This is a genomic window from Brevundimonas vesicularis, assembly GCF_044807075.1.
GTDB lineage: Bacteria > Pseudomonadota > Alphaproteobacteria > Caulobacterales > Caulobacteraceae > Brevundimonas > Brevundimonas vesicularis_G.
Map to the genome: position 1 here is coordinate 143326 of NZ_CP085234.1, position 22699 is coordinate 166024.

The 22699-nt window shown below is 67.5% G+C and carries 23 protein-coding genes and 1 riboswitch; of the genes, 8 read left to right on the top strand and 15 right to left on the bottom strand.

Translation table 11 applies throughout. The annotated features are described in order from the left end of the window. Positions 1-2: 2 nt before the first annotated feature. From LG306_RS00715 to LG306_RS00745, 7 genes are all read right to left on the bottom strand, one after another. Positions 3-1655: a CpaF family protein gene (locus LG306_RS00715; RefSeq protein ID WP_404417142.1), complete on the bottom strand. Its 1653-nt coding sequence runs from the start codon at positions 1653-1655 to the stop codon at positions 3-5. A gap of 3 nt (positions 1656-1658) precedes the next feature. Beyond that, positions 1659-3212 carry a CpaE family protein gene (locus tag LG306_RS00720; RefSeq protein ID WP_404417145.1) on the bottom strand — a complete coding sequence of 518 codons (1554 nt, stop codon included), beginning with the start codon at positions 3210-3212 and terminating at the stop codon, positions 1659-1661. 3 nt (positions 3213-3215) lie between these two features. Beyond that, positions 3216-3893 (bottom strand): CpaD family pilus assembly protein, encoded by a 678-nt coding sequence (locus tag LG306_RS00725; protein WP_404417148.1) that lies wholly within the window; start codon positions 3891-3893, stop codon positions 3216-3218. Between the two features lie 7 nt (positions 3894-3900). Next, on the bottom strand, positions 3901-5433 hold the full coding sequence (locus LG306_RS00730) for a type II and III secretion system protein family protein (protein WP_404417151.1): 1533 nt from the start codon (positions 5431-5433) through the stop codon (positions 3901-3903). A gap of 11 nt (positions 5434-5444) precedes the next feature. Beyond that, complete coding sequence (gene cpaB, locus LG306_RS00735) at positions 5445-6362, bottom strand: Flp pilus assembly protein CpaB (RefSeq protein WP_404417154.1); 918 nt, start codon at positions 6360-6362, stop codon at positions 5445-5447. Between the two features lie 118 nt (positions 6363-6480). After that, a complete protein-coding gene (locus tag LG306_RS00740) occupies positions 6481-6999 on the bottom strand; it encodes a prepilin peptidase (protein WP_404417157.1) in 519 nt (172 codons plus the stop codon). 107 nt (positions 7000-7106) lie between these two features. Beyond that, on the bottom strand, positions 7107-7283 hold the full coding sequence (locus LG306_RS00745; RefSeq protein WP_017506154.1) for a Flp family type IVb pilin: 177 nt from the start codon (positions 7281-7283) through the stop codon (positions 7107-7109). Between the two features lie 237 nt (positions 7284-7520). Between LG306_RS00745 and LG306_RS00750 the strand changes: the two genes are divergently transcribed. The 3 genes from LG306_RS00750 to LG306_RS00760 all read left to right on the top strand — a co-directional run bounded on the left by LG306_RS00750 (position 7521) and on the right by LG306_RS00760 (position 9027). Beyond that, the gene (locus LG306_RS00750; protein ID WP_404417161.1) at positions 7521-7931 is read left to right on the top strand and encodes a pilus assembly protein N-terminal domain-containing protein; all 411 of its coding nucleotides are present in this window, start codon (positions 7521-7523) and stop codon (positions 7929-7931) included. Between the two features lie 90 nt (positions 7932-8021). Continuing rightward, positions 8022-8486, top strand: a complete 465-nt coding sequence (locus LG306_RS00755; RefSeq protein ID WP_241004749.1) for a TadE/TadG family type IV pilus assembly protein — start codon at positions 8022-8024, stop codon at positions 8484-8486. Further along, positions 8476-9027: a TadE/TadG family type IV pilus assembly protein gene (locus LG306_RS00760; protein WP_269220470.1), complete on the top strand. Its 552-nt coding sequence runs from the start codon at positions 8476-8478 to the stop codon at positions 9025-9027. The genes LG306_RS00755 and LG306_RS00760 overlap by 11 nt, the downstream gene beginning before the upstream one ends. Here LG306_RS00760 and LG306_RS00765 read toward each other — a convergent pair. The 7 genes from LG306_RS00765 to LG306_RS00795 all read right to left on the bottom strand — a co-directional run bounded on the left by LG306_RS00765 (position 9024) and on the right by LG306_RS00795 (position 13323). After that, positions 9024-10337 carry an anthranilate synthase component I family protein gene (locus LG306_RS00765; RefSeq protein ID WP_404417166.1) on the bottom strand — a complete coding sequence of 438 codons (1314 nt, stop codon included), beginning with the start codon at positions 10335-10337 and terminating at the stop codon, positions 9024-9026. The genes LG306_RS00760 and LG306_RS00765 overlap by 4 nt on opposite strands. Continuing rightward, positions 10334-11113 carry a tyrosine-protein phosphatase gene (locus tag LG306_RS00770; RefSeq protein WP_404417168.1) on the bottom strand — a complete coding sequence of 260 codons (780 nt, stop codon included), beginning with the start codon at positions 11111-11113 and terminating at the stop codon, positions 10334-10336. The genes LG306_RS00765 and LG306_RS00770 overlap by 4 nt, the downstream gene beginning before the upstream one ends. Positions 11114-11227: 114 nt before the next feature. Beyond that, complete coding sequence (locus tag LG306_RS00775; protein WP_066552877.1) at positions 11228-11530, bottom strand: transcriptional regulator; 303 nt, start codon at positions 11528-11530, stop codon at positions 11228-11230. A gap of 2 nt (positions 11531-11532) precedes the next feature. Beyond that, positions 11533-12156, bottom strand: a complete 624-nt coding sequence (locus LG306_RS00780) for a hypothetical protein (protein ID WP_404417172.1) — start codon at positions 12154-12156, stop codon at positions 11533-11535. A gap of 136 nt (positions 12157-12292) precedes the next feature. Then, positions 12293-12472 carry a DUF1328 domain-containing protein gene (locus LG306_RS00785; protein ID WP_017506146.1) on the bottom strand — a complete coding sequence of 60 codons (180 nt, stop codon included), beginning with the start codon at positions 12470-12472 and terminating at the stop codon, positions 12293-12295. 96 nt (positions 12473-12568) lie between these two features. Next, positions 12569-12979 carry a hypothetical protein gene (locus LG306_RS00790; protein ID WP_265151334.1) on the bottom strand — a complete coding sequence of 137 codons (411 nt, stop codon included), beginning with the start codon at positions 12977-12979 and terminating at the stop codon, positions 12569-12571. After that, on the bottom strand, positions 12979-13323 hold the full coding sequence (locus tag LG306_RS00795; RefSeq protein ID WP_017506144.1) for a YqjD family protein: 345 nt from the start codon (positions 13321-13323) through the stop codon (positions 12979-12981). The genes LG306_RS00790 and LG306_RS00795 overlap by 1 nt, the downstream gene beginning before the upstream one ends. Before the next feature lie 137 nt (positions 13324-13460). Between LG306_RS00795 and LG306_RS00800 the strand changes: the two genes are divergently transcribed. The 3 genes from LG306_RS00800 to LG306_RS00810 all read left to right on the top strand — a co-directional run bounded on the left by LG306_RS00800 (position 13461) and on the right by LG306_RS00810 (position 15777). Further along, positions 13461-14129: a fumarylacetoacetate hydrolase family protein gene (locus tag LG306_RS00800; protein WP_404417177.1), complete on the top strand. Its 669-nt coding sequence runs from the start codon at positions 13461-13463 to the stop codon at positions 14127-14129. Further along, positions 14126-14761 carry a maleylacetoacetate isomerase gene (gene maiA / locus LG306_RS00805; protein ID WP_404417180.1) on the top strand — a complete coding sequence of 212 codons (636 nt, stop codon included), beginning with the start codon at positions 14126-14128 and terminating at the stop codon, positions 14759-14761. Before LG306_RS00800 ends, maiA begins: the two co-directional genes overlap by 4 nt. Positions 14762-14916: 155 nt before the next feature. Further along, entirely contained in the window at positions 14917-15777 is an 861-nt protein-coding gene (locus LG306_RS00810) for an aldo/keto reductase (protein ID WP_404417182.1), read from the top strand. Here LG306_RS00810 and LG306_RS00815 read toward each other — a convergent pair. Beyond that, complete coding sequence (locus LG306_RS00815; RefSeq protein WP_404417185.1) at positions 15761-17599, bottom strand: TonB-dependent receptor plug domain-containing protein; 1839 nt, start codon at positions 17597-17599, stop codon at positions 15761-15763. The two genes, LG306_RS00810 and LG306_RS00815, sit on opposite strands and share 17 nt — an antisense overlap. Positions 17600-17744: 145 nt before the next feature. Beyond that, a riboswitch (cobalamin riboswitch) is annotated at positions 17745-17954 on the bottom strand. 128 nt (positions 17955-18082) lie between these two features. Here LG306_RS00815 and mutS point away from each other — a divergent pair. Continuing rightward, positions 18083-20701 (top strand): DNA mismatch repair protein MutS, encoded by a 2619-nt coding sequence (mutS, locus tag LG306_RS00820; RefSeq protein WP_404419603.1) that lies wholly within the window; start codon positions 18083-18085, stop codon positions 20699-20701. A gap of 95 nt (positions 20702-20796) precedes the next feature. Beyond that, on the top strand, positions 20797-22629 hold the full coding sequence (locus tag LG306_RS00825; protein ID WP_404417188.1) for a methyl-accepting chemotaxis protein: 1833 nt from the start codon (positions 20797-20799) through the stop codon (positions 22627-22629). Positions 22630-22699: the final 70 nt, after the last annotated feature.

A 22699-nucleotide genomic window follows, 5' to 3' on the forward strand; every position in this document is an offset into this window, starting at 1 on the left:
CCCTACTCCGCCGCGTCCAGGGCGTCGGCCAGTTCGCGCTCCAGCCCGTAATAGCGTGCCCGGTCCCAGAAGCGCGGACGGGCGATGCCGGTCGAGCGGTGACGGCCGATGATCTTGCCGTTCTCGTCCTCGCCAGTGATGTCGTAGACGAACAGGTCTTGCGTCACGATCACATCGCCTTCCAGGCCCACGACTTCGGTGATGTGAGTGATGCGGCGCGAACCGTCGCGCAGGCGGGCGGCCTGAATGATCACATCGACCGAACCGACGATCATCTCGCGGATCGTCTTGGACGGCAGGCCGTAGCCGCCCATGGTGATCATGGACTCCATCCGGCTGATGGCTTCACGCGGGGAGTTGGCGTGCAGCGTGCCCATCGAGCCGTCGTGGCCCGTGTTCATGGCCTGCAACAGGTCGAACGCCTCGGGTCCGCGCACCTCGCCGACGATGATCCGCTCGGGACGCATCCGCAGACAGTTCTTGACCAGATCCCGCATCGTGATCGTGCCCTGGCCTTCCAGGTTCGGCGGGCGGGTTTCCAGACGGACCACATGCGGCTGCTGCAGTTGCAGTTCGGCGGCGTCCTCGCAGGTGATGACGCGCTCGGTCGGGTCGATGAAGGCCGTCAGGGTGTTCAGCAGCGTCGTCTTGCCCGAGCCGGTGCCGCCCGAGATGACCAGATTGCATCGCGAGGCGCCGATGACGCCGAGAACGCGCGCGCCCTCGGGACTGATGGAGGCGTACTCCACCAGATTCTTCATCGTCAGCTTGTCCTTCTTGAACTTCCGGATCGTCAGCGTCGGGCCGTCGATGGCCAGCGGCGGGGCGATGACGTTGACGCGCGAACCGTCCGGCAGACGGGCGTCGCAGATGGGGCTCGACTCGTCCACGCGGCGGCCGACCTGGCTCACGATCCGCTGGCAGATGTTCATCAACTGGGTGTTGTCGCGGAAACGGACATTGGTCAGCTGGACCTTGCCCGCGACCTCGATGAAGACCCGGCCCGCGCCATTGACCATGATGTCGGCGATGTCGTCGCGGCTCAGCAGCGGCTCCAGCGGGCCATAGCCCAGGACGTCGTTAACGATGTCCTGAACGAGATGCTCCTGCTCGGCGACCGACATGGAGACGTTCTTGATCGCCACCAGTTCGGCGACGATGTCGCGGATCTCTTCCGACGCCGCCTTCTGCTCCAGATGCGCCAGCTGGGCCAGGTCGATGGTGTTCATCAACGCGTTGAAGATCGTCGTCTTCGTGGCGTGATAGTAGTCGCTCTGTTCCCGGACGATCTCGGCGACCGCCTGAGCCTTCTTCAGCTGCTCAAGACCCGCCGTGGCCTTGGGTCCGGCTCCGGCGACGTTGCCGGTCGGGTGCGGAGCCTCCGGCGCGGGCTTGGGTCGCGAGGCCAGGGCGTCCAGCCGATCCACCGGCGCGGGCTGGGCCGGTGCCGAGGGGCGATCAAAGGCCGTCGCCGCCAGTTCAATGTCTTCGTCTGCGTAAGCATAGGCCGGCGCCTTGGCCGCCTTCGCCATCGCAGGCGCCGCTGCCTCCATCGTGAAGGCCGACACAGGTTCGCCCCCGGCGGGCGGCGGGGTCGGGGCCGGACGCAAAGGCGTGGGCGCGGCGCCGGGCTGACCTGTGCGTTTACCGAACATGCGTCAGCGCTTCCTGAACATATTGGCGAACAGGGACTTCGACGCCCCGTCCGCCGGCTTGGCCTTTTCCGCCTTGCCGGACTTGCCCGGCTTGGCCTTGGGTCCCGCCACCATCGGCAGTTCGCGGCGCGACACGATCTGGGCCAGGGTCTGGAAGGCTTCGGCCGACTTTGTCTTCGCGCCAGCGTCCAGGATCATCTGGCCGTTGTTGGCGGCTGCGCCAAAGGTCTTGGCGTCGAACGGAATGATCAGGCTGGGATGCACGCCGAGCGCGGCGCCGAAGTCCTTGGCCGGAATCTCGGGACGCCCTGGCACCCCGACCTGGTTCAGCACCAGACGCGGCGGCGCGTCATTGGGGCGGCCCTGTCGGATCAGGTCGATCATGTTCTTGGCGTTGCGCAGCGACGCCAGGTCCGGCGTCGCCACGACCACAACCTCATCGGCGCTGATCAGGGTGCGACGCATCCAAGGCGACCACAGATGCGGCAGGTCCAGCACGACGAAGGGCGCCGTGGCGCGGATCTGGTTGGTGACCTCTTCGAACGCCTCGGTCGAGATGTCCCAGTCCGTGTCCAGGCTGGCGGGCGCGGCGAACAGGCTCAGCTTGTCGGTGCAGCGGACCATCATCCGGTCCAGCAGCGTCGAATCCAGCCGCTCGGGCTGACCCAGGGCGTCGGCGACGCCGCTCAGTGGGTCCTGGTTGAAGTCCAGGCCGGCCGTGCCGAACGGCAGGTCGTAATCGACGATCACCGTATTGGCGCCGATCCGTTCGGAGATCGCATAGGCGGTGTTGTGTGCAACGGCCGAGGCCCCCGCCCCGCCCCGCGCGCCGACGAAGGCGATGGTGCGTCCGACGAAAGGCTGGGCCGGATCGTTGAACAGACCGCCGATGGCTGCGATCAGTTGCAACGGCTGCAAGGGCGCGACCAGATATTCGCTGACCCCGCGCCGCATCAGCTCGCGGAACAGGATGATGTCGTTGGTCGCCCCCACCACGATGACCTTGGTGCCCGCGTCGCAGACCTCGGCCAGTTGGTCGACCTCCCACAGCAGGGTCTGGGGGTCTTTCAGGCACTCGACGATGATCAGCGGCGGCGTCGGCTCATGCTGATAGGTCTCGACCGCCGCAGCGACGCCGCCGATGCGGATCTGGGTCGTGGCGCGTGACAGGCGACGATCCTGAGCCGCGCGCTCGGCCGAGGCCAGGGTGTCCTGGCGTTCGGCGAAGACGTGGATGGCGATGCGCGGCACCGACACTTCGCCGATGTTGCTGGCCGGGGCCAGGCCGGTGAAGGCCAGACCCGTCTCCACCAGGCTGGCCTGCGCCTGGGCCACCACGTCGCCGACCGGATTGAAGCCCGCAGCTTCAGGCACATAGGCGGGCGCGGCCGGGACGGGCGCCAGCGGCGCGGGCGATGGGGGCTCCGCCGGCGGTGCGGTGAACTGAAGCGGCGAGCGCGGGGTGGCCATCTCGTCGATCGGCGCAGCGAACTCCATGTCGACATCGAACGCGTCGTCGAAGGTGTCGAAGTCGCGAGGGGCTGGGGCGGTGCTCATGGGTCAGTTCACCGCACGCGACACGGCGGTTTCCCGGATCAGCGTTTCGGCTTCCGCCGATGTCGGCTTGCCGCCGCGATAGAGATCGAGCACCACCGTGCGGCGTCCGGCGTCCGCGGGCGTCATCGGGCGCGGCCTTTGAATGTCGCGCGGGTCCTCGATCTGGGCGGCGAGATTGGCCGTGACCGCGCAACCGAAATTGAAGGCCGACTGGTTGTCGCCGGTGCGGCTCAGATTGCCCCAGGTCGTTCCACACCGCGGCACGGCGGCGCGGATCGTCTGATAGCCGACCACGACCGGCGCGCGCGGGTCCGGCGCCGCATAGCTGACCAAGGTGATGCGCTCCGGCGCGACGCCGTAGGCCGCCAGGGCCGATTTGATGTCATAGGCGGTTTTCACCGCGACGGGGTCGTCTCCGGCCGGGACCTCGATGACCATCGGCACAGCGTCGACATAGCGATAGCGCCCGACCAGCGCCTGCAACGCCCCGTTCTGCGCGGGCGACAGGCCAGTGTCGTGCACGGCCAGCGCGATGCGATCCAGATCGGGCTCGACCTGAAGCTGGTAACGCGATGTCGGCGTCAGCGGCGGCTCCCCGCCCAGGCTGGCGGGGCCGCCGACGCAGGCGCCCAGCGCCAGGGCCGTGGTCGTCAGAAGCGTGGCAATCAGGGTGCGAGTCATGATGCGCTCACTCGATCACATAGCCGACCGAACCCGCCGGGGGCGCATTCGGCAACCCGTAGACCTGGTTCAACTGGCCAAAGAGGATGGTCTGGCTGTCCTCGGCGATCCGCAAGCCATCGGCCGGCGTCTGCATCCGCGACGGCGAGGTCGGGCTGACGATATAGGGCTCGACGATGACAACCAGCTCGGTCTCGCCCATCAGATAGTCGCGTGATCGGAACAGCTGGCCCAGCACCGGAAGATTGGTCACGCCGGGCAGGGAGTCGATCGCCTGACGGCTGTTTTCCTGAAGCAGGCCGGCGATCATCATCGATCCGCCGGAGGGAATTTCGATGGTGTTCTCGCTGCGACGGACCGTCAGACCCGGCAGGGTGATCGACGAAGCCGTTCCCGCGCCGATCGTCAGGCCGCCTTGCGACGACAGTTCGGACACCTCGACCTTGACCTGAAGGCTGATGCGACCGCCCGACAGAACGACCGGACGGAACGACAGACCCACGCCGTAGGGCTTGTACTGGACGGTGATCTGACCCTGCGCGTCACGGCTGGCCGGCACGGGGAACTCACCGCCCGCCAGGAAGCTGGCGGCCTCGCCATTGACGGAGGTCAGGTTCGGCTCGGCCAAGGTCCGTAGCAGGCCGACGCGCTCGAAGGCCTTCAGCATGGCCTCGCCCTTGTTCAACCCATCCGAACCAGGGCCAGTGCCGGGTTGCGCGGTGTCCCAATTCGCGGCGTCCTCTGGCCCGTTCACAGTGACGTTGCAAAGCGTACCGGCCGGGAACCCTCCGCCGCAAGGCGCCTGGAGAACGTAATTCTTGGTCGTATCGATAGATGTTCCGGCGCTGATGCCGCCCAGCAGAGCGCCGTTCACGCCCCAGGTCGCGGCATTGCCCAGCAGCCACTGCGCGTCGCCCAACTGCCCCAGCACCGCCGAGGTGTTGAAACCCAACTGCTTGATGACGTTGCGCTGCACCTCGACCACGCGGACCTTCAGGGTCACCTGATCCGAGCCCGGCACGGTGATCAGGTTCAGAACCTTGTCCGGCGCCGAGACGAAGGCCGCGGCGATGCGGCTGGCCTGGGTTGATTGGGCTGGGTTCTCGGCGACACCGCTCAGGATGATGCTGTCGTTAACGGCCTCGGCCCGAACACCGCCGCCGGGGATCATGCGGTCGAGCGTATCCTGAAGCGCGCTGGTGCCGGCGTCCACCCGAACGCGCAGGCTCAGGATGGTGCGACCGGCGCCGTCCAGAAACACGGCGTCGGTTTCGCCCGGCGCGATGCCGATGACTGTGATGCGGCGCGGGGAATGCAGCATGGCCTCGGCCACCTGCGGATTGGAGACGATGACGTCGCGCGCATCGGCGGGCAGGTCGACGGCGAAGGAGGTGCCGCGCGGCAGATTGATCAGGCGCTGCGCCGCGCCGGTCGACACGGCGGCGCGGGTCTGGGCGACGCCGACGGGGGCGGCTGTAAGGGTGGCGAGCATGGCGCAGGCGGCGGCGACGGCGGCCTTGCGCATCAGGGGTCGACGCATCGATTGGGCTCTCATGGCACGGCCACCACTTCGGGCGCGCCGCCGCGATAGATGCGCACGGCCTTGGGTTGGGATACGGCCGCGACGGGGCGGCGCGTGGCGCCGGACGGCCCGGCGGTATCGGCATAGGAGCGCAGGGACAGGGACAGTTCGCCCTCGGACTTGGCCTGGGCCAGCAAGACGGAGTCCTGCGGCCGGACCTCGAGCGTCGCGGTCGCGCCGACCACGGCCTGGGCGTCGTCGCCGACGCGGGTCGCCTGGTCGATGGCCAGGACCTTGATGTTCTGCAGCACCACGCCCGAGGCGAACTTGGACTTGGTCGCGCCCTCGACGGCGCCGTTGCGGCTGGTTTCGGCGGTCAGCACCACGTCGACCCGATCGCCCGGCAGGATGAACCCGCCGGCGGCGGATTCCACCGTGACGGCGATGGCCATGGCCCGCATGCCCGGCTCCAGATAGGCGGCGAGATAGCCGCTGTCGCCGGCGCGCACGATCTTGCGCGACACGATCGGCTCACCGGCCAGAATGGGTTCGCGGACCACCGAGCCGATATAGTCGGACTTGGCGCCGGTGGTGGCCAGTTCCGTCGCCGCCTTGGCGACACGGGCGACGGCGTCGGTCGCCTTTTCCGTCGCGCTTTCCTCGGCAGGCCTTGCCGGGACGGGCGTCGAGCCGTCGGTGATGAAGATCGGATTGACCTCATCGACGGGCCAATCCTTCCATTCAAGGTCAGCCTCGACCAGACGCTTGCCGGGTTCCAGATCCTTGGCGGCGACCAGCACCTTGGCCATGGGCCGGACTTCGACCGGCGCGGCGGCGGCGGGTGCGGCTGGCTCGTTCGACGACGATCCCATGGCGCGGACCACCAGGGCCAGGCCAATGGCCGAGACGGCGGCGATGCAGATGACAACGATGCGGGCGGGCTTCATCCAGGATGTCTCCAGCGGGCGCTCTGTTTCGGATTCATCCCCCGACGCCTACCGTTAACGATCATGAGCCTTGCGGGTTAACGCTTCCTAAGCGCCCCGAACGTCAGGCAATTCAGCCTCAGCGACCCGACGCGAAGGTCAGCAGCAAGCCGCTCTCTGGCAGCGCCAGCAGGGCGCCGACGGCGATGGCGACGCCATAAGGGATATCCCCCTTGGGCTGCATCAGATTGATGACCCACCCCTGAGACACCGACGGTGCGACCATCGGAAAATACTGACGCGCCGTCATCAGCAGCAGACAGAAGGCGCCCCCAGCCAGGCCCGTCCAGATCAGGAACGGCGCCAGCCCGCTGACGCCCATCCAAAGACAGCTTGCCGCCAGCAGCTTGGCGTCGCCTCCGCCGATCCAGCCGGCGGCGAACATGCCCATCCCGACTAGCAAGGCCGCGAAGCCGACCCCGGAGTGGATGGCGACATCCATCGGCGCCGCCCCGACCAGAAAGGCGATGGGGAAGAAGGCCCCGACCAAGGCCAGAGAGATCCAGTTCGGGATCTTCATGGTGATGAGGTCGTGCAGCCCCCCGACGATCACCAGGGCGGGAAAAATGCCAAGCAGAATGAGCAGCAGAATGTCCATGATCAACATCTTGTCCGACAGGACTTAAGGTTGGGTTGCCGCCATGCGAAAAGGGCCGGGACTTGCGTCCCGGCCCTTCCGACAGATTGGGAGATCTGTCGTGCGTCTTAGGCGTTCGCGGCCTTCAGCGAGTTCTCGACCTTGGTGAAGGTGGCCTTCAGCTGGCCGCTCATGGTGCCGAGCACGGTGATCAGGGCGACGGCGATCAGAGCAGCGATCAGGCCGTATTCGATAGCGGTGGCGCCCGACTCGTCTTTGGCGAAACGCGAAATGAACTTGGTCATGGGTAGGTCCTTTTTCAAATGGTCTAGCGAGCTAGTTGGCGGGGGGAGCCGGTAGCCCGCTTGACCCCCAAACGCAGGATCAAACTGCCAGACCCCCGTTAAATCAGAGCTACGAGGTTTGGTTACGCCTCGATTTACCAAAGAAAATTTCCATTCCCGCGCTTCAGCCTTTGTTGAGGATCACCGCCGCATCATGCGCGCGTCCGCGTTTGCACGCGCCACTCTCAAGAGCCGCCGATGTCTCGCATCCCGTCCTTCCTGATCGCCGCCGCCCTGATCGTAGCCCCTGTCGTCGCCAGCGCCCAGGACGGCGCCCTGAATGTCGAGATCGATCGTTCGGCGCGCGTTCAGCTTCGGGGGGCCGCAGCTTCCATCATCGTCGGCAATCCCCAGATCGCGGACGTCTCGCTGGTTGACGCCAACACCATGTTCATCGTCGGCAAGGGCTATGGCGTGACCGAAGTGGTCGCGGTTGACGGCGTCGGCCGCACCCTGTTTCAGCGCGAAGTGGTGGTGACCGGCGGCTCGACCGGCTCGGTTCGGGTCTGGCGCGGCGCCCAGGCGACCGAAATGGCCTGCGGCGTGTCCTGCACCCCCAGCGTCCGGTCCTCGTCCTCATCGGCGGCCCCCGCGCCTACCGCGCCCTGATCACGGGTGATGGCTTTCTGGAGATCGTCGAAGTCACGGACCGCGCGCTCCAAGCGAAGGCGCGAAGGCGCGGCGGCCGTGGAGTTCGCCATGGTCGCCATTCCCTTCTTCCTGATGATCTTCTCGATACTGGAACTGGGGGTCGTCTTCATCCTGGATTCCGTTCTGGAGACGGCGACCATGGAAAGCGGCCGCCTCATCCGCACGGGGCAGGCGGACGCAAGGCGTTTCGACAAGGCGGCGTTCAAGACGGAACTGTGCAATCGCATGATCCTGTTCAAGAACGACTGCACCAGCCGCGCGACCGTCGATGTGCGGGTGATCCCGGCCTTCTCGCGACCGGACACGACCGACCCGGTCGCAAACGGCGCGATCGACGACACCAAGACCATCTATGATGGCGGAAAGCCCGGAAACATCATCCTGGTGCGCGTCTGGTACGTGCACCCCCTCGCGACGCCGTTCGTCAGCCAGGCCGTGTCGCGCGTCGGCGTTGGAAAGGTGCTGCTGACCACGGCGACGGCCTTCCAGAACGAGCCGTGGAATGCGTCCTAAGCCCCTCGAACGTCACGTCTGGAAGCGGCTGGCGCGCGATACGCGTGGTGTCGCCGCCATCGAATTCGCCTTCCTGGCGCCGGTCCTGATCGTGATGTATTTCGCCATGGTCGAATACTGTCAGGCCTATATGGCCTTGAAGCGCACCGATCACGTCGCGGCCATGGTCGCTGACCTGACCTCTCAGAACGACAAGTTCGTCAAGAGCCAGATCGAGGACGTTTTCGCGATCGGCGACGTCATCATGTCCCCCTTCGCCACCACCACCCTGACGCAGAGGGTCAGCAGCGTCACCCGCGTCAACGCCACCACCTATCGGGTGGACTGGAGCATCGGGAAAGGCATCGCAAGCAAGCTCACGGTAGCGGAAGCCAAGGTGCCCGACGACATGTTGGCCGAAGGGGAGTCGGTCATCATCGCCGAGGCCAACTACGACTTCGACTCGCCCTTCGATCAGATCGCGCCCGCCGCCACGCGGTTCAAACGCATGGCTTATCTTCGTCCTCGCACGACAGATTTGATCGTTTGTTCCGACTGCTAGGCTGACGGGCCAATCAGCGCCTGTCGCAGCGCCGAGATCTTGGCGTCCGTTTCAGCCTCCTCGGCGGCCGGATGGCTGTCCGCGACGATGCCGGCGCCGGCCAAGGTGCGATAGGTCCACACGCCGTCTTTCATCACGAATCCGGCCGTTCGGATCAGCACCGAAGCCGTCATCGCGCCGCCGTCGCCGATGAGGAACAACGACCCGCACCAAGGACCTCGCGGCGGCTCGTGCGCCGCGATCACCTTCATGGCCTGATGTTTGGGCGCGCCGGTGATCGATCCCGGCGGAAAGGTCGCCTCCAGCAGCTCGGCCGGGCCGACGCCTTGCTCGGCCTCGGCGGTCACGGTCGAGACCAAGTGGTGCACCGTCGGGTGGTGTTCGACCTCGAACAGCGTTTGCACCTGAACCGATCCGGGCCGTGACACGCGCGCCAGATCATTGCGCATCAGATCCACGATCATCAGATTTTCCGCCCTATCCTTAAGGCTGGCCCGAAGCTCGCTCGCCAGGGCATGGTCTTGATCGGGGTCGTCCGCACGCGGTCGGGTGCCCTTGATCGGGCGGGCCTCGATGCGGCGGTTGGCGGGATCGAAGGCGAGGAACAGTTCGGGGGAGTTCGACACCAGCGCCCGATCTCCGATGCGCCAATAGGCTCCGAACGGCGACGCCCGCTCCTTTTGCAGCCGCAAAAAAACCTCGAACGGATCGCGGCCGGGGCTCAGCTCCCCGGACCAGGCCCGGGCGATATTGGCCTGAAACAGCTCCCCCGCCCCGATGCGCTGCACCACATCCGCGACCGCGTCGCGATAGGCGCTCGCCGGCGCCTCGGCCTCGAACCGGTCGGCTGGCGCGGAGGGGGTCACGACCCGCGCGGCCGTCGCCAACCAGGTCAGGGCCCGCTCGGCCGCCGCCGTCGCCTGCTCCGCCGTCGCACCTCTTCCCGTGGCGCACACTGAGCGCCTTTGATGATCGAAGCTCAGCATGGCGGGATAGCGGGCCAGCATCAGATCGGGCCAGACCGTCTCGCGCCGTCCGGTGGCCGGCCGAGCCCCTGCGTCATAGGCGGCCAGACCGACGACCCCGGCGGCGAACAGCGGATTTCGCAGCGCCTCGAACGGCGCGGCCTCATCCACCGGGCCGACCTGCACGACGTCCGGCGCCTGGGCGACGTGGGACCAGCGACCGCCCGGCCCGCCGTCCGACAGCAGGGCCAGCGCGCCGTCGCCGCCGCCGAGACCCGCCGCCACCGTAACCGGATCGACCCAGGGCGCGTCGCGCTTGACGGTCTGGCTGAAAACCTCGCTCACGCGGTCAGCCGCTGCACGATCCGATCGCGGCGCGCCGCATCGACGCCAAGCGCCTCCTTCAGATAGGCGTCCACCGATCCATGCCGCGCTTCGACCTCGGCGAAGGCGGCTTCCAGATAGGCGGCCTCGACCCCCAAAAAGGCGACGATCGCGTCGTCCGACGCGACCCGACCCGTCATCTTGTGCAGCTGTCTGGCGATGCCGGGCGCCCGGCCCGCCAGATCGACGGCGGTGTTGGTCAGCAGATAGTCCTCGACCATGTCGTCGCGCGACACGCCCAGCAGATGGTGGGTCAGGGCGGCGAGAAAACCCGTCCGGTCCTTGCCCGCCGCGCAGTGGATCACCAAGGGCCGGTCTTGATCCGCCAGCGCCTGAAAATAGCGGCCGAACACGTCCTGATGCGACGGGTCGAACGGCAGGCTGCGATAGGTCTGGGTCATGAAGCGCCGCCCCGACTCCGGCGTCAGATCGGCGGTCTTCAGAAAGGTGATGTGCGGCGCCTCGGCGCCGTCGTCCACGCCACCTTCGATGATCTGCCCGCTGAAGCCTTCAGGCCGACGCGATGGCTGGTCGCGGCGCTCGCTGGGTCGGCGCAGATCGACCACGGCCCCGATGTCCAGCGCCTTCAGACGCTCCAGGTCCGCCTGGCTCGCCCGCGCGTGATGGGCCGAACGCAGCAGTCGGCCAGGCTTCACGCGCCGCCCTGCCGTCGTGGCGTAATCGCCGTAGTCGCGAAAGTTGTCGATGGCCTCGTAGGCGTGAAGGCGGTCGGTCATGACCGCGCTTCTAGAGCCTGATCGGTTGAGATGAAATCGCTTCGCGATTACGTCGAGGCCGTGAGCCAGGCTCCAGGATGAAAGCGAGAGCATCTTTCATGCTTTCGCCTATGTTCACCGCTCTGGCAGCAGGCCCGCCATTGCATCCAGATAGGCGACGAAGGCGTCGCGTCCCTGATCGGTCAGACTGGCCTCCGTCAGCGGCTTGCGACCGTTGAAACTCTTGGAGACGGCGACAAACCCCGCCTCTTCAAGCTTTCGCAGATGGACCGACAGATTGCCGTCCGTCGTCTGCAACCGCGTCTTCAGCGTGGTGAAGTCCGCCGATCCGGCCCCGGACAGAAAGGCCATGATCCCCAGCCGGATGCGCCCGTGAATGACGTCGTCGATCCGGCTGATGTCGAAGTCGTCGGCCATGCTCAGACCACCTCCGACGGTTCCTGACGCATCAGGACGATGCCCGGGACCAGCGCCACGGCCAACAGGATCACGGCGAATACCGGATAGATCGTGGCGCTGCCCATGAACCAGGCGACGGCGACGGCGCCGACGTAGGAAGCCAAGGCCGTAAAGGACATCCAGCGCGTTTTGGTCATGGCCGCGCCGATCATCCAGGCCGAACCATAGGCGACCAGAACCACCGTCGGCATCACCGCCATCCAGGACCATTGGCCGGTCTTGAAGGACAGAGCGACGAGCGCCAGCCAGGTGACGAAGATCCCGAAGCCCACGCCCTCCCAAGCCGCGCCGACCGCCTTGTTGCCGGCGGAGTTGACGCCGGGCTTTGACTTGATGCGGCCGATCAGGAAAGTCAGGGCGACGGCGAACACCACCGCGGCGACGATCCAAACCCACAGCTGGGACCAGGGATTGAGGCGCACGAGCCCGGACTGGATGGCCCATTGGATCAGACTGGTGGTTCCGAACACGATGCCGGCCGTCACCAGGATCGGGCCGGCCAGAAGAGGCGCATGCCGCCCCTCGTGCGCCAGACCGCGCAGATAGGCGATGTCGTCCTGAATGGCTTGGGTCTCGCGGGTCATGATGCTCTCCTCCTCGAACCGATGAGATAGCATCACCTGCAAACTTTGTGATGTAAAGTTCTTTTTTACTCACGATCGGGCACAAAAAAGGGCGGAACCTGAGCCCCGCCCCTCTCTCGATCTTATGGCCGCAAGCCTATAGTCGCGGCGAACCCCGTCCACGTAGTCCGCCGGCCACCAGAGCGATGACGAACAGGATGATCGCGACGACGGCGACGAACTTGGCGATCTCGAACGAGAAGTTCGCAATGCCGCCGAAGCCCAGCACGGCCGCGACCAAGGCCACGACGAGGAAGATAATTGCCCAGCGCATCATGGGTTTAGCTCTCCTGAGTTGATGTTGCCGTCGGCGACCCAAGAGCCGTTCGTCGGTGTGCTTGATCAACGTCAAGCTGAGCGGACCGTTCCCCGTCTATCGACGGCGACGACGCGAATAGCCGCCTTGGTCCATCTTGCGATCCGCCACCATGCTGGCGACGATCGCCGCCAGAGCCGGATTGCGCAGCAGCAGAAAGGCGGCGCCCAGACCGCCCACCGCGCCGACGATCGGCCGCTCGCGAACAATGTGGATCACCTTGCCCAGCAGGCCTTCCGGCTCGTCTTCCTCTTCGGCGTCATCGTGCTTGCCGCCCTTCAGGAAGACCAGGGTCACGATCAGGGCGACGAGCGCGAACAGGCCGAAGGTCACCGCCGCCGCGCCGAGCGGCGTCAGCGTCAGGCTGAGCGCATAGAAGATGGCCACGCCCAGGAAGACGACGGCCAGGAACGCGCTGGCGGCGACGACAGCCGTCGCCACCAGTTTTTTGACGATGCCCTTGAACATCAGCGACGGCGGCCGGCCAGCAGCATGCCGAGGATGACGCCGACGCCGAGCGCCACGGCGGTCGATTGCAGCGGACGCTCCTGCACGCGCTCGACGACATAGCGTTGCGCCTCGTCGAAGCGTTCGGCCGCGTCGTCATAATATTCGCGACCCTTCACGCGGGCTTCGTCGTAATAGCTGCGGGCCTGCTCGCGGACTTCGTCGCTCTTGGCGCGCAGCTTGGCCTCGGCCTCGGCGGCCTTGTCGCGCAGGCGTTGGGTCTCTTCGCGTGCGCCGGTTTTCAGATCCTCCTTGAGGGTCTTCAGGTCGGCCTTGATGTCTTCTCGAGCCTTGGTGGTGGCCATGGTGCGCGCTCCGTTGAAAGCTTGGCGGTAGAATAGAGAACCCCGTGTTGCAACGCCACATGCGCAACGAGGTTCCTTTAGGTGGGTCGGGCGCGCGCCTCTCGCCACAGGCTTTTCGCCGCACTAGAACGGTCGCCATGACCCAATGGCTGTTCGCGCCCCGCCCCGCCCCGTCCTTGCCGATCGTCGGATCGGACCAGCGGTTCCCCGTTCGCCGCATCCTTTGCGTGGGCCAGAACTACGCCGCCCATGCGCGCGAAATGGGGTCGGACCCCGACAAGCAGACGCCCTTCTTCTTCACCAAGCCGGGCGACGCCGTCGTCTCGGACGGCGCAAACCCATCCTATCCGTCGGCGACCGCGAACCTGCACTACGAGGCCGAACTGGTCGCCGCGATCGGTCCGGGGGAGGACGGCGGGGTCTGTATTGTTGGCTGGGCCGTCGGCTGCGACCTGACCCGTCGTGATCTTCAGGCCGAGGCAAAAAAAGCCGGCCGCCCCTGGGACGCCGCCAAGGGGTTCGATCAGTCCGCGCCCTGCGGCCCCATCACCTTGGGCGACCTGCCTTCGCCCGACGGCGCCATCCGCTTGAGCGTCAATGGCGAAACCAGACAGGACAGCGTCCTGAACGACATGATCCTGAACCCCGACCGGATCGTCGCGGCTGCCGCCGCCCTGTGGTCGCTGCAACCCGGGGACCTGATCTTCACCGGCACCCCGTCCGGCGTCGGCCAGGTCAAGCCGGGCGATCGCGTGGTCGTCACCATCGACGGGCTTGAGACGCTCAGCTTCGAGATCCAGCCATGATACTGCACGGCTATTGGCGCTCGGGCGCCAGCTACCGGGTCCGCATCGCCCTGAACCTGAAAGGCATCACCTACGACAACGCCGCTCACGACCTGCGCAAGGGCGAACAGAAGACGCCCGACTATGTGGCGTTGAACCCGCAGGGCATGGTCCCCGCCCTTCAGGACGGCGACCTGGTCCTGACCCAGAGCCCGGCCATTCTGGAATGGCTGGAGGAAACCCACCCCGAACCGGCCCTGCTGCCGAAGGGGGCGAACGACCGCGCGACCGTGCGCGCCATGGCCGCGCTGATCGGCTGCGACATTCATCCGCTCAACAATCTGCGCGTGTTGAAGGCCATCCGGTCTGAGTTCAACGCCGATCAGGCCGCCGTGGACGCCTGGGCCGCAGGATGGATCGCGCCGGGCTTCGACGCGCTGGAGGCTCTGATCGCCCGTCACGGCGCCGGATGGAGCTTCGGCGACGCCCCGACCCTGATCGATTGTTATTTGATTCCACAGATGTATTCGGCGCGGCGCTTCAACATGGACCTGTCGCCTTGGCCACGTCTGCTGGCGGTCGAACAGACCGCCCTGGCCCACCCCGCCTTCGCCTCGGCCCACCCGGACGTGCAGCCTGACGCCGACGCCTGATTTTCGCCTCAGTGCGCATATCAGCGGTGGATAAGTAGGGTTCGCTTAAGGTCTCGCTCAGCGTCCCTTAAGCATTGGCGATCATAGTGTCGGGCGTGTCGTATTCCCCTGCCACACCTTCGGCGTCGTCGCCCATCCATCGCCTGGCCCTCGCCGTGGTGACTGAACCCGAGCGCGCGCCCGGCGCCTTCATGAGCGCGCCGTCCGGCGCCCGCGAAGACGCCATGCGTTTTCTGCTGCAAACCGGAGCCGACGCCGGGGTCAAGTTGATCGCCACCCGGCCCGAGGGCGACGGCGAACGCCTGCTGGGTCAGGCCTGGCCCTTCCCCTCGCCTTTCCAGGTCACGGTCCGCACCGTTGCGCTCAGCGAAGGTCTGGACAGGGTCGAGGCCCGCGCTCGCCGTTCGCTGGAGCGGATGGGCCTGCCGCGCGGCGATGTTCTGCTGATTTCCAACGCCGCCGATCTGGCCGGCGCCGAGGGCCGCGCCCTGTGGGACCGCGCCCGCAGCCTGAAGGACCGCGGCCTGTTCCGCCGTATTGGTTTCTGCGCCACGATCGAGGACGGCCCCGCGCTCCTGGCCCGCCGTCTGGAAGCCGACGTGGTCCAGGTGCCGTGCAGCCTGCTGGATCAGCGCGCGGCCCAGGACGGGACGCTGGAAGCCATCGCGGACGCCGGCGCCTGCGTTCATCTGTCGTCCGTCTTCGCCGACGGCCTGCTGTTTGCAGGCGGCGACGACCTGCCGCCCGAAATGGCCAGCCACGCCCAGGCCCTGTCGCGCACCCGTCGGCGCCTGGCCGAACAGCGCTGCGACCCCATGCAGGCCGCCCTGGCCTACGCCCTCTCGCTGACGGGCGTGGACAAGGTGGTGGCCAGCGTCGCCTCAGCCGCCGAACTGCGCGCCATCGTCGCCGCCGCCCACGCCCCCTGCCCCAACCTGGACTGGTCGGCGCTTGCGCTTGCGGCGCCGGCGGCCTTCACCGCCGACGCCCGCGCCCGGATCAGTAGCGCAGCCTGATTCCGACATAGCCGGACCGTCCCGGCTCGCCGTATCCGAACACCTGCTGATAGTGTTCGTCGCCCAGGTTCTCGATCCGCGCCGTCAGGGTGACCTGATCGGTCAGTTCATAGGCCGCGTTCAGATTGGCGGTGACGAAACCGTCGCGCGCCACGGTCGAGAAGCCGCCCGAATCGTCCTGATCGCCTTCCGCCCGCACCGTCAGCGCGCCGGACAGACGGTCGCCCGTCCAGCCCAGGGTCGCCGAACCGGCGTGTTCCGGCACGCGCAGCAGGCGCGCGCCCGTCGTGCGGTCCGTCGCGTCGGTCCAGGCATAGGCCAGCGTCAGGTCGAACCCACCACCCAGCAGGGCGCGGCCTTCCAGCTCGAACCCGTCCGAACGCGTCTTGGCGACGTTGATGTAGTGACCGGCCGAATAGGTGATCTGGTCCTCGACGTTCAGGCGATAAAGGGTCGCCCGCCCGTCGAACCGACCGTCGGCCGAGGCCCAGCCCAGGGCGATCTCGACGCTGTCGGCCGTTTCCGGCTTCAGCTCGGGATAGGGCCGCGGCGCAAAGCAGAAGTCACAGACAGCCTGGCTGACCGTCGGCGACTTGAAGCCCGTGCCGTAGGCGCCCGACAGGATGAAGCCCCCTGCCAGATCATAGGCCGCCGACACCCGCCCCGTCGTCTTGGAGCCGAAATCGTCGGTGTCGTCGTAACGCAGCCCGCCGGTCAGGTTCAGCGCGCCGACATCGTATTGGGCCACGCCGAACACCGAGGTGATCGACAGGTCGCGCGACAGGCCCGACGACAGGGCCGCCGAGGCCTCGTTCCGCTCCACGCCGAACGCATAGTCGATGTCCTCCGCTTGCCCATTCGCCTGCCAGCGATAGGCCTGACGGTCGCCGGTGAAGGTCGAGCCGAAGCCGCCGCTGACCGAGCTGCGATCCAGGTCCGACGCCGAGACGCTGAACTGATGCGTCAGGCCGAACGCCTTGGCCGCCACCCGGCCAAAGCCCGACCATTGCTCGCTTTCCTGGGTGTCGTCGGTGTCGGCCAGCGCATAGTTCGGCGGCGGGAAGCCGTCGATGTCGGCCTTGGACTTGTTCCAGCGCACCGACCCATCGACCTTGACCGCATCGGACAGGACATAGCGACCCTTGGCGCCGAGCGTCGTGCTGCGGAAGCCGTCGGCCTCGGTGTTGCCGTCCGCCTCGTCCGCCGCCGAAATCCCGTCAGTGTCGAACCGCGAGGCATAGGCGCTGAAGGCGTAGGTCTCGTTGGCGACGCCCGCCGACACCCGACCGCGCACGGTGTCGAAGCTGCCGGCTTCGGCCTCGGCGCGCAGGCCGTCGATCTCTTGCGTCGTGAAGGAAATTACCCCGCCGATTGCGTCGGATCCCCACAGCGACGACTGCGGGCCGCTCAGCACTTCGATCCGCGCGATATCGGCCAGTTCGAAGCTGGAGAAGTCATAGGCGCCGTTCGGCTCGGCCGCATCGTTGACCGGCGCGCCGTCGACCAAGACCAGAGTCTTGCCGGGCGTCGCGCCGCGCATCCGCACCTGAGCCACGCCGCCGAAAGCGCCCGAGCGCGTCACCGACAGGCCCGGCACATCGGCCAGGATGTCGGCGGCGAAGATCGCGCCGCGCTGCTCGATGGTCTTGGCGTCGATGACCCGTGCGCCCGGCGTGTCGGCGACGATGGCCGGGATGCGGGTCGCGGTGACGATCACCTCGTCCAGCTGGGTGGCGTCCTCGGCAAAGGCAGGTGCGGCGAAGGCGACCGCGCCAATCGTTACAGAAAAGGCGGCCGTCGAAAGAAGAATGGAACGCTTCATTGAGCGATACCCCCGTGTTCGGTCCCGCGAATGCGCGCGAGAGACCGTCATGAGCGAACCGACCCGCCAGACCGCTTTAGGGTCTGGACGGCGCAAGGTCGGGTCGCTTCCACGGAGAAACCGCGCTGCTGTCTGGTCCCGGACAGGAGCGAGCGACGTCGGCGGCCAGGTCTCCTGGCTTGCGGGTCGTAAACCGCCGTCCTCGCCTTCCCAGTTGCCCAGTGGCGCCGGGATCGAAACCCCGGTCGGACGACGCTCTCGCCGCCTACAGTTGCGGGCACAGCCACGGCGTCACACCGTGTTCCCTTAACCGCCTGACGCGGCCTATCGCAGGGCCGACAAGCCTGTGCAAGAGCCGGTCAACGGCCTTGAGCCGCCGGGCGCGATCCGTCACCCTGTGGCCACATGAACGCGCCTGCCAAATTCCCCGAAAATGGGCATCCCCCTGAAATCGCCGCCTCGCTGGAAGGCGCGACGCCGTTCATGGCGCAATATCTGACGGCCAAGGCGGGCCAGCCGGACGCCATCCTGTTCTTCCGCATGGGCGACTTCTACGAGCTGTTCTTCAAGGACGCCGAGGTCGCGGCCGCCGCGCTCGGCATCACCCTGACCAAGCGGGGCAAGCATCAGGGCGAGGACATTCCGATGGCCGGCGTCCCGGTCCATGCGATGGAGGGCTATCTCGCCCGCCTGATCCGCATCGGCCACAAGGTCGCCATCTGCGAACAGCTGGAAGACCCCGCCGAGGCCAAGAAGCGCGGCGGCAAGGCCGTGGTGCAGCGCGGCGTGGTCCGGGTCGTCACCCCCGGCACCCTGACCGAGGACAGCCTCTTGGACGCGCGCGGCGCCAATCGTCTGGCGGCGGTCGCGGTGCGTAAGGGTCGGACGGCCGTCGCCGTAGTCGAACTGTCGTCCGGCGCGGTCGACAGCGTCGCCTGCGCCATCGAAGACCTGGGCGCGGCCCTGGCCGCCTTCCGCCCGTCCGAAGTCCTGGTTACGGACCGGATGTACTCGGACGAGACCACCCGCGACGCTCTGGACGGCTCGGGCGGGGTGGTTCAGGCGCTGGCGTCGGCCATCGCCGAACCCCAGGCCGCGCGCGCCCGCGTCGAACGCCTGTACGGCGTCTCGGCGCTCGACGGTTTCGGCGCCTTCGAGGAGGCCGAGGTCTCGGCCTTGGGTCTGATCGCCGCCTATCTGGAGACGACCCAGGCCGGCAAGGTCCCCGCCCTGGCCCCGCCGCGGCGTCTTGGCGAAAGCGGCTTTCTGGCCATCGACCCGGCGACCCGCGCCAGCCTTGAGATCGACCGCACCCAGCGCGGCGAGCGCGAGGGCAGCCTGCTGGCCTGCATCGACCGCACCGTCACCTCGGGCGGCGCCCGGGCCCTGGCCGAACGCATCGCCCGGCCCTTGCGCGATCCCCTGGCCATCAACGAACAGCTCGACGCCGTCGAATGGCTCTTGGAGCGCCGCGATCTGCGCCGCGACCTTCGCGACGCGCTGAAGGCCTCCTCCGACATCGCCCGCGCCGTTGGAAGATTGGCGCTGGGGCGCGGCGGACCGCGCGACCTGGCCGCCGTGCGCACCGGCCTGTCGATCGCCGAGGGCGTCGCCGGCCTGTTCGTGGGTCAGGTCGATCCCCTGACCGGCCAGCCGCGCCGCATCGCCTCGGCGCTGGACCGCCTGACCCTGTCGCCCGACGTTTCGCGGCTGAAGGCCGACCTGATCGACGGCCTTGTGGACGAGCCGTCCCATCTGGCGCGCGACGGCGGCTATGTGCGCCCCGACTATCGCCCCGAACTGGACGCCGCCCGCACCCTGCGCGACGACAGCCGCCGCGTCGTCGCCGATCTGGAGGCCCGCGCCGTCGCCGAGTCCGGCGTGCCGTTCAAGATCAAGCACAATGCTGTCCTGGGCTATTTCCTCGAAACCAGCGCCAAGGCCGCCGAAGCCTTGCTGCGCGCCGGTCCCGACAGCCCCTTCATCCATCGCCAGACCCTTGCGAACCAAGTCCGTTTCACCACCGTCGAACTGTCGGAGCTGGACGCCAAGATCAGCCAGGCTGGGCATCGCGCCCTGGCCATCGAAGGCGAGACGTTCGAGGGCTGGCGACGTGAGGCCGCCCGCCTGGCCCAGCCGCTGCAGGCCGTCGCCGAGGCGCTCGCCGAACTGGACGCCCACGCCGCCCTCGCCGAATGGGCCCAGGAAGTCGGCGCGACCCGCCCCATCGTGGACGACACCCTGACCTTCTGCGTCGAGGCCGGCCGCCACCCCGTCGTGGAGGCGGCGGTCAAGGCGGGCGGCGATCCCTACACCCCCAACAACGCCCGGCTGGACGGGTCGGGTCAGGACGGATCGCGCCTCGCCATCGTCACCGGGCCGAACATGGCGGGTAAATCGACCTTCCTGCGCCAGAACGCGCTTCTGGTGATCCTGGCCCAGGCCGGCGCCTTCGTGCCTGCCCGTTCGATGCGGCTGGGCGTGGTGGACCGGCTGTTCAGCCGCGTCGGCGCCGGCGACGACCTGGCGCGCGGCCGCTCCACCTTCATGATGGAGATGGTCGAGACCGCCGCCATCCTGACCCAGGCCACGCCGCACAGCTTCGTCGTTCTGGACGAGATCGGGCGCGGCACCGCCACCTATGATGGTCTGGCCATCGCCTGGGCCACGGCCGAGGCCCTGCACGAGACCAACCGCGCCCGCACACTGTTCGCCACTCACTATCACGAGCTGGCCCAGCTTGAGACGCGGCTGGACCACGTCTGCAACCTGTCCATGGTCGCGCGCGAATGGAACGGCGAACTGGTCTTCCTGCACGAGGCGGCGCCCGGCGCGGCCGACCGATCCTATGGCGTCCAAGTCGCGAAACTGGCCGGCGTCCCCGCCTCCGTCGTCGCCCGCGCCCGCTCGGTGCTGAACCGGCTGGAAGGCGAAAAGGCCGCCGCCGCCCGCCTGGACGACCTGCCCCTGTTCGCCGTCGCCGAGCCGGAACCTGTGCGTGGACCCTCGCCGCTGGAAACGGCCATGCAGGACGTCGATCCGGACGCCCTCAGCCCGCGCGAGGCGCTGGAAATCCTGTATCGGCTCAAGGGACTGACCTAAGCCGAATACGCAAAAACCCTTATAGATTGAAAATCTTAACCTCGTTCGACCAGTCTGGAGGCTCGCCCTCCCGTCCGCTCTAACCGAACGAGACCATGAAGATCAGCGCCCTTTCCCTGTCCGCCAAGACAGCCCTGATGGTCATCGCCGCGCTCGGCGCCCTGACCTTGACCCTGCTGACGGTCGCCGCCGTCCTTCTGACCCGGGACGCCGAGGCTCGCGCGGCCGAGCGTCAGGAGACCAATATGCGGGTCGCCTGGGACGTGCTGGCCGACTATGGCGACGGCTTCTCGACCCGCGACGGCAAGCTGTATGTCGGCTCGACGCCGATGAACGACTTCACCGCCCCGGTCGATCGGATCAAGACGCTGGTCGGCGGCACGGCGACCGTCTTCATGGGCGACCTGCGTGTGACGACGAACGTGGTCAAGGACGACGGTTCGCGCGCGGTCGGCACCAAGCTCAAGCCCGGTCCGGTCTTCGACGCCGTGCTGAAGAACGGCAAACCCTATCGCGGCCAGGCGGACATCCTGGGTAAGCCGTATTTCGTCGCCTACGACCCGATCAAGACCGCCGCCGGCCAGACCATCGGCGTGCTCTACGTCGGCATCCCCAAGGCCGACTTCATGGCCTCGGTGAACCAGATGATGCTCGCCCTGTTTGTCTGCGGCCTGGTTGTCGCCCTGCTGACGGTCGGCGCCTGCCTGTATGTGTCGCGCCGGATGTTCTCGCCTCTCAAGGGGCTGTGCGACCGGATGGAGGCCCTGCGTCAGGGCCGCACCGACTTCGACGCCCCCTGGATTTCGCGCGGCGACGACATCGGCCAGATCGCGCGCGCCGTCATCGCCTTCCGCGACGCCGCCGTGCGCCAGAAGGAAATCGAGACCGAGGCCGAAACCATGCGCGAGACCGCGCGCGCCACCCGCATCGCCGGCGAGGCCGACCGTGAACGCCTCGCCGCCGAAGACGCCGTGGTGGTCCAGGCGCTCGGCGACGGCCTGGCGGCCCTGGCCGGCGGCGACCTGACCTACCGCATCACCACGCCCTTTGCCGAGCGAAGCCGGAAGTTGAAGGACGACTATAACGCCGCCGCCGACACCCTGACGGCGACGATGGGCGAAATCATCGCACTGGTGGGCGCCATGCGTTCCGGCACGACCGAGGTCACCACCGCGACCAACGATCTGTCGCGCCGCACCGAGCAGCAGGCCGCCGCCCTGGAAGAGACCGCCGCCGCCCTGGATCAGATCACCGTCACGGTGAAAAAGACCGCCGAGGGCGCCCAGTCCGCCGCCGGCATCACCGCCAAGGCCCGTGACGGCGCCGAGGAACGGGAGCGGATCATCGCCGACACCACCGCCGCCATGGCCCAGATCGAAAGCACCTCGGGCCGCATCGGCGAGATCATCGGCGTCATCGACGAGATCGCCTTCCAGACCAACCTACTGGCCTTGAACGCCGGGGTGGAGGCCGCTCGCGCGGGCGAGGCGGGTCGCGGCTTCGCCGTCGTGGCGTCCGAGGTGCGCGCCCTGGCCCAGCGGTCGGCCGACGCCGCGCGCGAGATCAAGGCCCTGATCGCCGCCTCCAGCGCCAGCGTCGGCGACGGCGCCCGCCTGGTGGCCCAGACCGGCGGCGCCCTGACCGCCCTGATCGGCCAGGTGGCGGAGATCAACCTTCTGGCCGCCGAGATCGCCGCCTCCGCCCGCGAACAGGCCGTGGGGCTGGCCGAGGTCAATGTCGCGGTGAACCAGATGGACCAGACCACTCAACAAAATGCTGCGATGGTTGAACAGACCACCGCCGCCAACCAGGCCCTCAGCCACGAGGCCGAGACGTTGGCCGAACTGGTGTCGCGCTTCCGCATCGAGGCGGGGCGCCGAACCACCGGCAGCGTGGCTCAAGGCGGCGAGACCGCCTGGGCCGCCTGACGCCTTACCGCCGACCGACAAAAGGCCCGGCCGCTGCGAAGCGACCGGGCCTTTTTTTCTTGTCCTGAAA

Coding starts and splice junctions, on each gene's coding strand:
- LG306_RS00815 (WP_404417185.1), bottom strand. CDS start 17,599: ATGAAGCGTTCCATTCTTCTTTCGACGGCCGCCTTTTCTGTAACGATT.
- LG306_RS00795 (WP_017506144.1), bottom strand. CDS start 13,323: ATGGCCACCACCAAGGCTCGAGAAGACATCAAGGCCGACCTGAAGACC.
- maiA (WP_404417180.1), top strand. CDS start 14,126: ATGATACTGCACGGCTATTGGCGCTCGGGCGCCAGCTACCGGGTCCGC.
- LG306_RS00825 (WP_404417188.1), top strand. CDS start 20,797: ATGAAGATCAGCGCCCTTTCCCTGTCCGCCAAGACAGCCCTGATGGTC.
- LG306_RS00730 (WP_404417151.1), bottom strand. CDS start 5,433: ATGCGTCGACCCCTGATGCGCAAGGCCGCCGTCGCCGCCGCCTGCGCC.
- LG306_RS00775 (WP_066552877.1), bottom strand. CDS start 11,530: ATGGCCGACGACTTCGACATCAGCCGGATCGACGACGTCATTCACGGG.
- LG306_RS00800 (WP_404417177.1), top strand. CDS start 13,461: ATGACCCAATGGCTGTTCGCGCCCCGCCCCGCCCCGTCCTTGCCGATC.
- LG306_RS00740 (WP_404417157.1), bottom strand. CDS start 6,999: ATGGACATTCTGCTGCTCATTCTGCTTGGCATTTTTCCCGCCCTGGTG.
- LG306_RS00750 (WP_404417161.1), top strand. CDS start 7,521: ATGTCTCGCATCCCGTCCTTCCTGATCGCCGCCGCCCTGATCGTAGCC.
- LG306_RS00720 (WP_404417145.1), bottom strand. CDS start 3,212: ATGAGCACCGCCCCAGCCCCTCGCGACTTCGACACCTTCGACGACGCG.
- cpaB (WP_404417154.1), bottom strand. CDS start 6,362: ATGAAGCCCGCCCGCATCGTTGTCATCTGCATCGCCGCCGTCTCGGCC.
- LG306_RS00760 (WP_269220470.1), top strand. CDS start 8,476: ATGCGTCCTAAGCCCCTCGAACGTCACGTCTGGAAGCGGCTGGCGCGC.
- LG306_RS00755 (WP_241004749.1), top strand. CDS start 8,022: ATGGTCGCCATTCCCTTCTTCCTGATGATCTTCTCGATACTGGAACTG.
- LG306_RS00770 (WP_404417168.1), bottom strand. CDS start 11,113: ATGACCGACCGCCTTCACGCCTACGAGGCCATCGACAACTTTCGCGAC.
- LG306_RS00715 (WP_404417142.1), bottom strand. CDS start 1,655: ATGTTCGGTAAACGCACAGGTCAGCCCGGCGCCGCGCCCACGCCTTTG.
- mutS (WP_404419603.1), top strand. CDS start 18,083: ATGGCGCAATATCTGACGGCCAAGGCGGGCCAGCCGGACGCCATCCTG.
- LG306_RS00725 (WP_404417148.1), bottom strand. CDS start 3,893: ATGACTCGCACCCTGATTGCCACGCTTCTGACGACCACGGCCCTGGCG.
- LG306_RS00785 (WP_017506146.1), bottom strand. CDS start 12,472: ATGATGCGCTGGGCAATTATCTTCCTCGTCGTGGCCTTGGTCGCGGCC.
- LG306_RS00790 (WP_265151334.1), bottom strand. CDS start 12,979: ATGTTCAAGGGCATCGTCAAAAAACTGGTGGCGACGGCTGTCGTCGCC.
- LG306_RS00745 (WP_017506154.1), bottom strand. CDS start 7,283: ATGACCAAGTTCATTTCGCGTTTCGCCAAAGACGAGTCGGGCGCCACC.
- LG306_RS00780 (WP_404417172.1), bottom strand. CDS start 12,156: ATGACCCGCGAGACCCAAGCCATTCAGGACGACATCGCCTATCTGCGC.